A 10,437-nucleotide genomic window follows, 5' to 3' on the forward strand; every position below is an offset into this window, starting at 1 on the left:
GAGAGTAGGGAGTGTTCACCTCAGTGACCCCACGTAGCACCGCACGACGGCTCCAGGCCGTCGGCGCCGCCGTCGCGATCGCCGCCGGCACCCTCGTCGCCGCCGCGCCCGCCGCCCAGGCGGCCCGACCCGGCGCCCACTGCACCACCCCGCAGCTCGCGGCCGGCTGGTACGGGGACAACCAGGCCCGGCTCCAGCAGCTGATCGACCAGTACGGAAAGTGCAACCCGTACCGGCCGAGCCGCAGCAAGCCGGTCGCCGTCTTCGACTGGGACAACACCGTCGTCAAGAACGACGTCGGCGACGCCACCATGTACTGGCTGCTGCGGAACGGCAAGATCCGCCGGCCGGCCGCCGGGGACTGGACCGCCACCAGCCGCTACCTCACCCCGGCCGCCGCCCAGGCCCTCGCCGATGCCTGCGGCGCCCTCGCCCGCCCCGGCGCCCCGCTGCCCACCGGCACCCCCGAGGGCGCGGGCTGCGCCGACGAACTCGCCGCCGTCTACGGCACCGCCGCGACCCGCTCCGGGGCCGCCGCCTTCGCCGGCTGGGATCACCGCACCATCGAGCCCGCGTACGCCTGGCTGCCCCAGCTGATGCAGGGCTGGACCGCACGCGAGGTCCGCGGCTTCGCGGCCGCCGCGCAGGCCGAGAACCTGGCCGCGCCGGTCGGCGCCAAGCAGCAGGTCGGCACCGGTACCGCCACCGGCTGGGTCCGCTACTACGACCAGCAGAAGGACCTCATAGCCGGCCTGCAGAAGGCCGGATTCGACGTCTGGATCAGCTCGGCCTCGCCGCAGCCGGTCGTCGAGGTGTGGGCCAAGGGCGTCGGCGTCGACGCGGACCACGTCATCGGCATCCGCAACACGACCGCGTCCGGCGGGAAGTTCACCGCGCACCTGCAGGGCTGCGGATCGGTGAAGGACGGCGCCGACACGATGATCACGTACATCGACGGCAAGCGGTGCTGGATCAACAAGGAGATCTTCGGTGTCCGCGGCGCGGCTGCCGAGAAGGTCCAGCCGGCCGCCCGCCGCCAGGTGTTCGCCGCGGGCGACTCCGACACCGACATCTCGTTCCTGCGGGACGCGACCGCGCTGCGGCTGGTCGTGAACCGGAACAAGAACGAGCTGATGTGCCGTGCGTACGACAACGGCGACGGCAAGTGGATCGTGAACCCGATGTTCATCGAGCCGAAGAAGCAGAAGAGCGCGCCGTACCCGTGCTCGACCACGGGCTACGTCGACCACGACGGCACGGCGGGCCCCGTCCGCCGGGGCGACACGAGCGTCATCCCCGACCAGACGGACTCGGTGTTCGGGGGCTAGCGTCAGGCGACGTTTGCCCGTCAAGGAACGGCGTCCGGTGCGTGCTCTCGGCGTGCCGGGCGTCGCGACGGGGCGAACGTCGCCTGAAGCGGCACTAAAGGAAGGTGCGGCCCTCGCCCCGATAGGTCGGGACGGTGGCCGTCACCCGGTCGCCCTCGATCAGGTGCAACGCGTCGAAGCGCTCGCACAGTTCCCCGGCCTTCGCGTGCCGGAACCAGACCCGGTCGCCGATCAGCAGATCGTCGGCCGGGCTGCCGAGCAGCGGGGTCTGCACCTCGCCGGCCCCCTCCTGCGGGTCGTAGCGCAGGCCCTGGGGGAGGTACGGGACCGGGAGCCGGTCCGCCCCGGCCGCGCCGGAGGCGGGGTAGCCGCCGCCGAGCACGGTGACCACGCCGACGCCGGGCCTGCGGACCACCGGCTGGGCGAAGAGCGCGGCGGGGCGGCCACGGAAGGACGTGTAGTTGTCGAACAGTCGCGGTACGTAGAGCCCCGAGCCGGCGGCGATCTCCGTGACGGCGTCCTCGGCGGCGGTCTGCCGGACACTGCCGGTGCCGCCGCCGTTGACGAACTCCAGGTCCGGGACGACCGCGCGGACGGCCCGTACGGCTTCGGCGCGGCGGGCCGCGAGCTCCTTGCGGGCGGTGGCCTGCATGAGCCGGATGGCGCGGGAGCGCAGCGGGCGCCCCGCGAGGGCGTCGCCGACGCCGGCGACGTGGCCCTCGTAGCCCATGATCCCGACGACGCGGAAGCCGGGCCGGGCGGAGACCGTACGGGCGAGGTCCGCGAGCGCGGCGGGATCGCGCAGCGGCGAACGCCGGGCGCCGACGCGGACCCTGCCGCCGAACAGGTGGAGCGCGGTGTCGAGTTCGAGGCAGACGCGGATCTCGTGCGTGCCGGCGCCGTCCCGGGAGCCGTCGATCAGCTCCAGCTGGGCGGGGTCGTCGACCATGACGGTGACGGCGGCGGCCAGCTTGGGGTCGCCCGCGAGCTCGGCGAACCCGGCACGGTCGGCGGAGGGATAGGCCAGCAGCACGTCCTCGAACCCCGACCGGGCCAGCCAGATCGATTCGGCGAGGGTGTACGACATGATCCCGGCGAACCCGGGCCGGGCGAGGACCCGTTCGAGGAGCGCGCGGCAGCGGACGGACTTGCTGGCGACGCGGATCGGCTTGCCGCCGGCCCGGCGGACGAGATCGTCCGCGTTGGCGTCGAACGCGGCGAGATCGACGATGGCCAGGGGCGCGTCGAGATGCGCGGTGGCCCGGTCGTACCGGGCCCTGTCTCCACCGGCGGGAAGATTCATGGCGGCAGCCTGCCAGATGGTTTTACCGGTGGGTAGGGGTGTGCGGCCAGCGTGGCCTCCGGGGCCTGCACCCACTGCCTGCGGGGCCGCACGCGCACTCCCGGCTCCCGCGGTCCGGGCCGTGCGGGTCGCCGCTGCGCGGGGCGTGTCTGCTGACCGCCCTTCCACCGTTCCCCGGCCTCTGCCCGGACCTGCGCCTCAAACGCCGACGAGGCTGAAGACCCGGGACTCCGCCCGGACCCGCGCCTCGGCCGCCGGTCAGATCCAGCCTCGCCGGCGTTCGCGGCGCGGGGTCCGGGGGCAGTGCCCCCGGCGACAGCGGCGCACACTGTTCCGCATCCGGCCCGTGCGGGCGCGCTTCCCGGGGCGCCGCCCCAGGCCCCGCGCCTCGAACGCCGGCCACACCGGATCGGCTCGGCGGAGCCGGGTGGTGGCGCGGGCGGGGCCACAAGCGTCAGCGGCCTGAGGCCGCGGGGGTGGCTCGGGTCAGGGACAGGAGGTCGCGGGCCGGGCCCGCCGGCCTGGCGCCGACGGGCCAGACCGCCCGCAGTGCCCGCCCCAGCGCCGCCCCCGACACCGGGACCTCGACCAGCCGCCGCGCCGCCAGCTCGTCCCCCAGCGCCAGTTCCGACAGCACGCACGGCCCGGCCCCGCTCACCGCCGCCGCCTTCACCGCCGTCGTCGACGCCAGCTCCAGCAGCGGCTCCGCCAGCCCCCCGCTCCCGGCCAGCGCAGCGTCCAGCACCTGCCGGGTCCCCGACCCCCACTCCCGCAGGATCAGCGGCGTCGCCGCCAGCTCCGCCGCCTCGACCCCCCGCGTCCGCCGCGCCCACGCATGCCCCGGGGCCACAGCCACCACCAGCCGGTCCTGCGCGATCACCGCCGAGTCCAGCCCCTCCGGCACGGACAGCCCCTCCACGAAGCCCAGGTCCGCCTCATGCGCGAGCACCCGCTCCGCGACCACCGCCGAGTTCCCCGCGTGCAGCGACACCGCCGTCCCCGGCCGCTGCCCCCGCAGCGCGATCAGCCACCCCGGCAGCAGGTACTCCGCGATGGTCATGCTGGCGGCCACCCGCAGCCGCGAGTCGCGCCGCCCGCGCAGCGCCTGCGCTCCGGCGTCGAACGCCTCCGCCGCCTCCACCACCCGCCGCGCCCAGTCCGTGACGAGCGCCCCCTCCGCCGTCAGGGTCGACCCCCGCGGCGAACGGTCCACCAGCGCCACGCCCAGCCGGGTCTCCATCGCCCGGATCCGGCTGCTCGCGGCGGGCTGGGTGATGCCCATGCGCCTGGCCGCGCCGCTCAGGCTGCCGACCCGCGCCACCGCGAGCAGCAGCTCCAGCGCCCCCAGGTCCGGTACCCGGTGTGCCAGCGGAACCCACTCCTCGTTACCCATAAAGTCAGTTTATGACCTCATAGAGAGATGGCCTCTGCCGTCCGCCGGGCCCCGCGACCACGCTGGGTCCATGGCCACCACCCTCGTGCGACCCCACGAACACACTTCACGGACCCCCCAGGCCCACAAGGCCTTCCCGGCGCTCCGTCACCTCGGCCCCAACTGGTACGCGTCCGTCATGGGCACGGCGATCGTCGCCAACGCCGGCGCGACCCTCCCGTACCAGGTGCCCGGCCAGCGCGTGGCCTGCCAGATCGTCTGGGCGCTGTCCGCCGCGGCCCTCGCCCTCGTGCTCACCGCCCGCGCCGGCCACTGGCTCCACCACCGCGACCAGGCCCGCGCCCATCTCCTGGACCCCGCCGTGGCCCCGTTCTACGGGTGCCTCGCCATGGCCCTGCTGGCCGTCGGCGGCGGCACCCTCATCGTCGGCAAGGACCTGATCGGTGAGTCCGCCGCCGTCGCCGTCGACGCCGTGCTGTTCACCGCCGGCACCGCGATCGGCCTGCTCATGGCGGTGGTGGTCCCGTACCTGATGGTGGTCCGCCACAAGGTCGAGGCCGCGCAGGCCACCCCCGTGTGGCTGCTGCCCCTGGTCGCCCCCATGGTCTCCGCCGCCCTGGGCCCCCTGCTGATACCCCACCTGCCCGCCGGCCAGCCCCGCGAGGCGCTGCTGCTGGCCTGCTACGCCATGTTCGGCATCAGCCTGCTCGCCACGCTGCTGATGCTGCCCCTGGTGTTCGGCCGGCTGATCATGAGCGGCCCGCTGCCCCTGCTGCTGACCCCCACGCTGTTCCTGGTCCTCGGCCCCCTCGGCCAGTCCACCACCGCGGTCAACCAGCTCGCCGACATGGCCCCCCAGTCGATCGGCGCCCCTTACGCCGGTGCGCTCGGCGCCTTCGCGGTCGTCTACGGCGTGCCCGTGATGGGGTTCGCCCTGCTGTGGCTGGCCCTCGCCGCCGCGATGCTGGTCCGGGCGGCCCGTAACGGAATGGGCTTCGCTATGACCTGGTGGGCGCTGACCTTCCCCGTCGGCACCTGCGTCACCGGCGCCGCCGGACTGGCCCGCCACACCGGCCTGACCGCGTTCGCCTGGCTCGCCACCGCCCTGTTCCTGGCCCTGCTGACCGCCTGGCTCCTGGCCGCCGCCCACACCCTGCGAGGCCTGTTCACGGGCACCCTGCTGCCCCGCTAGCGGGCCGCGCGCAGGGCCGCCGCCAGGGTCGTCGGGGCTTCGGCCAGCGAGGGGCCGTACCAGGTGAGGTGGCGGCCGCTGATCAGGGCGGACGGGCGGTCCGGGAAGGCTTCCGGGCCGTCCTCGCGCGTGAAGCGGTACGGCTCGTCGGGGAGCACCACCAGATCGCAGTCGGCGGCGGCCAGCTCCTCCACCGGCACCCGCGGGTACCGCTCGCGGTGGCCGGCGTAGATGTTGCGCACCCCCAGCCGCGCCAGCAGATCGCCCGCGAAGGTGTCCCGGCCGAGCACCATCCAGGGCCGCCGCCACACCGGTACCAAGGCCCGGAGCGGGCCGGCCGGCTCCACCCGCGCCCATGCGGCCTCGGCCTCGTCCAGCCACTGCGGCCTCGCCAGCCCCAAGGCCCCCACCAGCACCCGGTCCAGCTCGGTCAGCGCCTGCGGCAGGTCCCGTACCTCGGTGACCAGCACCTCCGCCCCGGCCGCCCGCAGCGCCGCCAGGTCCGGGGCCCGGTTCTCCTCCTCGTTGGCGATCACCAGGTCCGGGCGCAGCGCCGTGATCCGCTCCACGTCGGGGTTCTTCGTACCCCCGATGCGCACCGCACCCCGCTCCCCGAGGTCCGCGGGGTGGGTGCACCAGTCGGTCACCCCGACGAGCAGCCCGGGAGCGCTCACCGCGACCGCCTCGGTCAGCGACGGCACCAGAGAGACGACCCGCATCCGGCTCAGCGCCCGGGCGAGGGCGGCTCGGAGGTCGCGTGGATGTGCTCGCCGACCGCCACGACCAGGAGCCGGGTGTCCTCGGAAACGGCCCGCCAGCGGTGCCGTACGCCGCCGGACAGGAACAGCGCGTCCCCGCTCTCCAGCCGGTACGCCCGCCCCTCGGCCTCCACCTGGCAGGCGCCCGAGACCACGTACATCAGCTCGTCGTTGCGGTGCTGGTACTCGCGGCCGGCGTCCTGGTCCCCGGTGAACTCCAGGGCGTGCAGCTGGTGGTGTCCGCGTACGAGGGGGCGCACGCCCGGGACCGGTGTGAGCCCGGATTCGTCGCCGGCCCGTACGAGGTCGACCGTGCGCGCGGTGTCGGACGCGGCCAGCAGCTCCACGGCCGTGGTCTCCAGCGCGTCCGCGACCCGCTCGAGGGACCGCATGCTGGGCCGGGCCCGTTCGTTCTCTATCTGGCTCAGGAAGGGCACCGACAGCCCGCTGCGCGCCGATACGGCGGCCAGGGTGAGGTGCAGCGCCCGGCGCCGCTTGCGCACGGCCACACCCACCCGGAGCGGTTCCTTGGCGTCCTTGTCCCGTTCCTTGTCGTCCGAGCCGTCCCTGTCGTCCATGGCGGGGCTGCCCTCCCCTTGTCTGGTCCGTCGGCGTACGTCGGCGTCCGTCTCACATCGTGTGCTGTAAGCACCTTACGCAGCAACCGCCTCCGGTTTCGCGTGCAAGAGCCGACCAGGGTACGCCCCGGGTGAAACTCCCGTGCCATGTCCGATCGCTCTTGCGGCCACTTTCCGTGCCCCCGGCCGTAACCGTCCGCCGCGGGCGCACGTGAGGGTTGCGGCATCATCGTCACCGTGACGACGACTCGACGCCTGATGCTGCTGGACACCGCCTCCCTCTACTACCGCGCGTACTTCGGCGTGCCGGACTCCGTGAAGGCCCCGGACGGCACCCCCGTCAACGCGGTGCGCGGGCTGCTCGACTTCATCGGGCGCCTGGTCCAGGACCACCGCCCCGACGACCTCGTGGCGTGCATGGACGCCGACTGGCGCCCGCACTGGCGGGTGGAGCTGATCCCCTCCTACAAGGCCCACCGGGTCGCGGAGGAGACCGGGTCCGGACCGGACGTGGAGGAGACCCCGGACACCCTGGCCCCGCAGGTGCCGATCATCGAGGCGGCGCTGGACGCGTTCGGGATCGCCCGGGTGGGGGTCGCCGGGTACGAGGCCGACGACGTGATCGGCACGCTGACCGCGCGCGCCACCGGCCCGGTGGACATCGTCACCGGCGACCGGGACCTGTACCAGCTGGTGGACGACGCCCGGCAGCGCCGCGTGCTGTACCCGCTCAAGGGGGTCGGCACGCTGCAGATGACGGACGAGGCCTGGCTGCGCGAGAAGTACGGGGTGGACGGCCCCGGCTACGCGGACCTCGCCCTGCTGCGCGGGGACCCGAGCGACGGGCTGCCCGGGGTGCCGGGGATCGGCGAGAAGACGGCGGCGAAGCTGCTGGACGCGTACGGCACGCTGGCCGGGATCATCGCGGCGATCGACGACCCGAAGTCGAAGCTGACCCCCGCCCAGCGCAAGCGGCTGGACGAGTCCCGGCCCTATCTGGCGGTCGCTCCGAAGGTGGTCCAGGTGGCCTCGGACGTCCCCCTTCCTGCGTTCGACCCCGCTCTGCCGGCGGTGCCCGCGCAGCCGGAACTCGTCGATGCGCTGGCGCGCCGGTGGGGTCTTGGCGGGGCGGTGTCGCGTCTCAGCAGCGCGCTCCATCCTTGAGGTGATAACTTAGGTAATCCTAAGTTTCAGGGGAGCAAGGGGATACGCCGTGGCAGAAGGACGCGCCCGCAAGATCGGCACCGCAGTCGTCGTGCGTACAGAGCGGCTGACGCCGCACATGGTGCGCGTGGTGCTGGGTGGTGCCGGACTGGTCCGATTCAGTGCGGGCGAGTTCACTGACCATTACATCAAGCTGCTGTTCGCGCCCGAGGGGGTCACCTACCCGTCGCCGTGGGACCTGGACCGGATCCGCGCGGAGTACGCGCGTGAGGCGTGGCCCCGCCAGCGCGCGTACACGGTCCGGTCGTGGGACCCGGCACACCTGGAGCTGACGCTCGACTTCGTCGTCCACGGCGACGAGGGCCTGGCCGGCCCCTGGGCCGCGCGCGCCCAGCCGGGCGAACTGGTCCGTTTCCTCGGCCCGGGCGGCGCCTACGCGCCGGACCCGACGGCCGACTGGCACCTGCTGGTGGGCGACGAGAGCGCACTGCCGGCGATCGGGGCCGCCATGGACCGGATGCCGGTGGGTGCGCGGGTGCACGCGTTGGTGGAGGTCGAGAGCCCCGAGGACGAGCAGAAGATCGCCACCCCCGACGGCATCGTCCCGGTCTGGCTGCACCGCGGCACCCGCCCGATCGGCGAGACCCTGGTCAAGGCGGTCAGGGCCCTCGAGTTCCCCTCCCGCGACGTCCACGCCTTCGTCCACGGTGAGGCGGGCTTCGTGAAGGACCTGCGCCGCCACCTCCGCCTGGAACGGGGCATCCCGAAGGAACGCCTGTCGATCTCCGGCTACTGGCGGCTCGGCGAGACGGACGAGGGCTGGCGCGCGATCAAGGGCGACTGGAACGCCCGGGTCCTGGCCGAACAGGAATCCGCGGCGTAACCGCACCGCGGGCCCGGCCCGGGCACCGCCCCCCGCCCCGTCCCCGGGGTACACCCCGCGGGTACCCGGCCCCGCCGACACGGCCGGGGCCCGTCCCCCCGCGGTTCCCGATCCGCCGGGCTGCTCTCCCGCCGCTCCGAGCGGCGGGGTCACCCGTTCGGCGTGAGAATGTGGGCATGCGTACGCTCCGCATGTTCGGCGCAGCCGGAGCCGCCACCGTGCTCACGGCAATGGCGGTAGCCGGCGCGCACGCCGCGCCCAGCCCGCCGCCCGCGCCCAAGCCGCAGATCACCGACGCGGAAGTGGACAAGGCGCTCGCGCGCCTGCCCGGGTTCGTCACCGACGCCATGCACAGCACCGGGGTCCCCGGGGCCGCCGTCGCCGTCGTCCACGACGACCAGGTCGTCTACCTCAAGGGCTTCGGCGTCCGCCGCACCGACGCCCCCGGCGCCATCGGCCCCGACACCGTCTTCCAGGTCGCGTCCGTCTCCAAACCGATTTCCTCCACGGTGGTGGCCGGCGCCCTCAAGGACCCCGCCGACTGGAACGTCCGCACCGAACTCCCCGGCTTCGCGCTGAAGGACCCCTGGGTCACCGGCCACGTCACCACCGCCGACCTCTTCTCGCACCGCAGCGGCCTCCCCGACCACGCCGGGGACCTCCTCGAAGACCTCGGCTACGACCAGGCGTACATCCTCGACCACCTCCGCCTGGAGCCTCTCACCCCCTTCCGCGCGAGCTACAACTACACCAACTTCGGCCTCACCGCCGCCGCCGAGGCCGTCGCCCGGCAGAAGGGCACGACCTGGGAGAAGCTCAGCCAGGACACCCTGTTCAAGCCCGCCGGGATGACGCACACCAGCACCGAGTTCTCGGCCTTCATCAATGCCCCCGACCACGCGGCCACGCACGTCAAGAACCCGGACGGGACCTGGTCGCCCCGCTTCGTGCGCGACCCCGACGCCCAGGCACCGGCCGGCGGCGTGAGCTCCACCGCCACCGACATGGCCCGCTGGCTGCGCCTCCAGCTCGCCGGCGGCACCCTCGACGGGAAGCGGATCATTCCCGCCGACACCCTGGCGGCCACGCGCCTGCCGCACATCGTGTCGCAGGCGCCGACCCCGCCCCTGGACCACACCGGCTTTTACGGGCTCGGCTGGAACGTCTCGTACGACGACGCGGGCCGGCTGCGCCTGAGCCACTCCGGCGGCTTCGAACTCGGCGCCAACACCAACGTCACGCTGCTCCCGCTGGAGAAGCTCGGCATCGTCGTCCTCACCAACGGCGCCCCGGTCGGCGTGGCCGACGCCATCGCGATGGACTTTTTCGACACCGCCGAGCACGGCGCGCCGACCACCGACTGGCTGCCCCTCTTCGCCGAGCTGTACGCCCAGCAACTCGGCCCCGGCCCCTCCGCCACCGACTACGCGCACCCGCCCGCGGGCGCGAAGGCGGCCCGCGCCGACAGCGCGTACACCGGCACCTACGTCAGCCCGTACTACGGGAAGCTGACCGTGACGGCGAACGAGGGCGGCGGCCTCACCCTGTCGCTGGGGCCCAAGCCGATGCGCTTCCCGCTCACCCACTACGACGGCGACACCTTCAGCTACGTGACCGCCGGCGAGAACGCGGTCGGCCGCACCGGGGTGATCTTCAAGGACGGCACGGTCCGCATCGAGTACCTGGACGCCACCCACCTGGGCACCTTCACCAAGCAGTAGCCACCTGGTGCCGCGTCAGGCGACGTTCGCCCCGTCGCGACGCCCGGCACGCACTCTCGCCACGCCGGCCGAAAGCTCACGTACGTCCAGTACGAGCGCTTGCGGCCGGCACGCCGA

Annotated in this window: 9 protein-coding genes; 5 read left to right on the plus strand and 4 right to left on the minus strand. The window is 73.8% G+C overall.

The features are described from left to right. The first annotated feature begins 23 nt into the window (after positions 1–23). Complete coding sequence (locus AB0M76_RS24235; RefSeq protein WP_365954837.1) at positions 24–1,328, plus strand: haloacid dehalogenase-like hydrolase; 1,305 nt, start codon at positions 24–26, stop codon at positions 1,326–1,328. A gap of 94 nt (positions 1,329–1,422) precedes the next feature. On the opposite strand, the gene AB0M76_RS24240 is transcribed toward AB0M76_RS24235, so the two are convergent. After that, on the minus strand, positions 1,423–2,631 hold the full coding sequence (locus tag AB0M76_RS24240; protein WP_365954838.1) for an amino acid deaminase/aldolase: 1,209 nt from the start codon (positions 2,629–2,631) through the stop codon (positions 1,423–1,425). A gap of 454 nt (positions 2,632–3,085) precedes the next feature. Continuing rightward, positions 3,086–4,024 (minus strand): LysR family transcriptional regulator, encoded by a 939-nt coding sequence (locus tag AB0M76_RS24245; RefSeq protein ID WP_365954839.1) that lies wholly within the window; start codon positions 4,022–4,024, stop codon positions 3,086–3,088. A gap of 178 nt (positions 4,025–4,202) precedes the next feature. Between AB0M76_RS24245 and AB0M76_RS24250 the strand changes: the two genes are divergently transcribed. Further along, positions 4,203–5,216 carry a TDT family transporter gene (locus AB0M76_RS24250; RefSeq protein ID WP_365954856.1) on the plus strand — a complete coding sequence of 338 codons (1,014 nt, stop codon included), beginning with the start codon at positions 4,203–4,205 and terminating at the stop codon, positions 5,214–5,216. Here AB0M76_RS24250 and AB0M76_RS24255 read toward each other — a convergent pair. Together AB0M76_RS24255 and AB0M76_RS24260 are read right to left on the minus strand one after the other, a co-directional pair. Beyond that, the gene (locus AB0M76_RS24255; protein ID WP_365954840.1) at positions 5,213–5,935 is read right to left on the minus strand and encodes a helical backbone metal receptor; all 723 of its coding nucleotides are present in this window, start codon (positions 5,933–5,935) and stop codon (positions 5,213–5,215) included. The genes AB0M76_RS24250 and AB0M76_RS24255 overlap by 4 nt on opposite strands. 5 nt (positions 5,936–5,940) lie before the next feature. Further along, positions 5,941–6,552 carry an XRE family transcriptional regulator gene (locus AB0M76_RS24260; protein ID WP_051832331.1) on the minus strand — a complete coding sequence of 204 codons (612 nt, stop codon included), beginning with the start codon at positions 6,550–6,552 and terminating at the stop codon, positions 5,941–5,943. Positions 6,553–6,810: 258 nt separating this feature from the next. Between AB0M76_RS24260 and AB0M76_RS24265 the strand changes: the two genes are divergently transcribed. The 3 genes from AB0M76_RS24265 (at position 6,811) to AB0M76_RS24275 (ending at position 10,320) form a co-directional block, all read left to right on the plus strand. Further along, the gene (locus AB0M76_RS24265; RefSeq protein WP_365954857.1) at positions 6,811–7,716 is read left to right on the plus strand and encodes a 5'-3' exonuclease; all 906 of its coding nucleotides are present in this window, start codon (positions 6,811–6,813) and stop codon (positions 7,714–7,716) included. A gap of 49 nt (positions 7,717–7,765) precedes the next feature. Further along, positions 7,766–8,599 (plus strand): siderophore-interacting protein, encoded by an 834-nt coding sequence (locus tag AB0M76_RS24270; RefSeq protein ID WP_365954841.1) that lies wholly within the window; start codon positions 7,766–7,768, stop codon positions 8,597–8,599. Positions 8,600–8,829: 230 nt separating this feature from the next. After that, a complete protein-coding gene (locus AB0M76_RS24275) occupies positions 8,830–10,320 on the plus strand; it encodes a serine hydrolase (protein WP_365954858.1) in 1,491 nt (496 codons plus the stop codon). Positions 10,321–10,437 lie beyond the last annotated feature (117 nt).

Origin of the sequence: Streptomyces sp. NPDC051364 (assembly GCF_040682115.1) — a bacterium.
In the GTDB taxonomy this organism is placed as follows: Bacteria; Actinomycetota; Actinomycetes; order Streptomycetales; family Streptomycetaceae; genus Streptomyces.

Bases quoted from the DNA above. Each gene is read 5' to 3' on its own strand.
- AB0M76_RS24240 (WP_365954838.1), bottom strand. From the start codon at position 2,631: ATGAATCTTCCCGCCGGTGGAGACAGGGCCCGGTACGACCGGGCCACC.
- AB0M76_RS24245 (WP_365954839.1), bottom strand. From the start codon at position 4,024: ATGGGTAACGAGGAGTGGGTTCCGCTGGCACACCGGGTACCGGACCTG.
- AB0M76_RS24250 (WP_365954856.1), top strand. From the start codon at position 4,203: ATGGGCACGGCGATCGTCGCCAACGCCGGCGCGACCCTCCCGTACCAG.
- AB0M76_RS24255 (WP_365954840.1), bottom strand. From the start codon at position 5,935: ATGCGGGTCGTCTCTCTGGTGCCGTCGCTGACCGAGGCGGTCGCGGTG.
- AB0M76_RS24260 (WP_051832331.1), bottom strand. From the start codon at position 6,552: ATGGACGACAGGGACGGCTCGGACGACAAGGAACGGGACAAGGACGCC.
- AB0M76_RS24265 (WP_365954857.1), top strand. From the start codon at position 6,811: ATGCTGCTGGACACCGCCTCCCTCTACTACCGCGCGTACTTCGGCGTG.
- AB0M76_RS24275 (WP_365954858.1), top strand. From the start codon at position 8,830: ATGGCGGTAGCCGGCGCGCACGCCGCGCCCAGCCCGCCGCCCGCGCCC.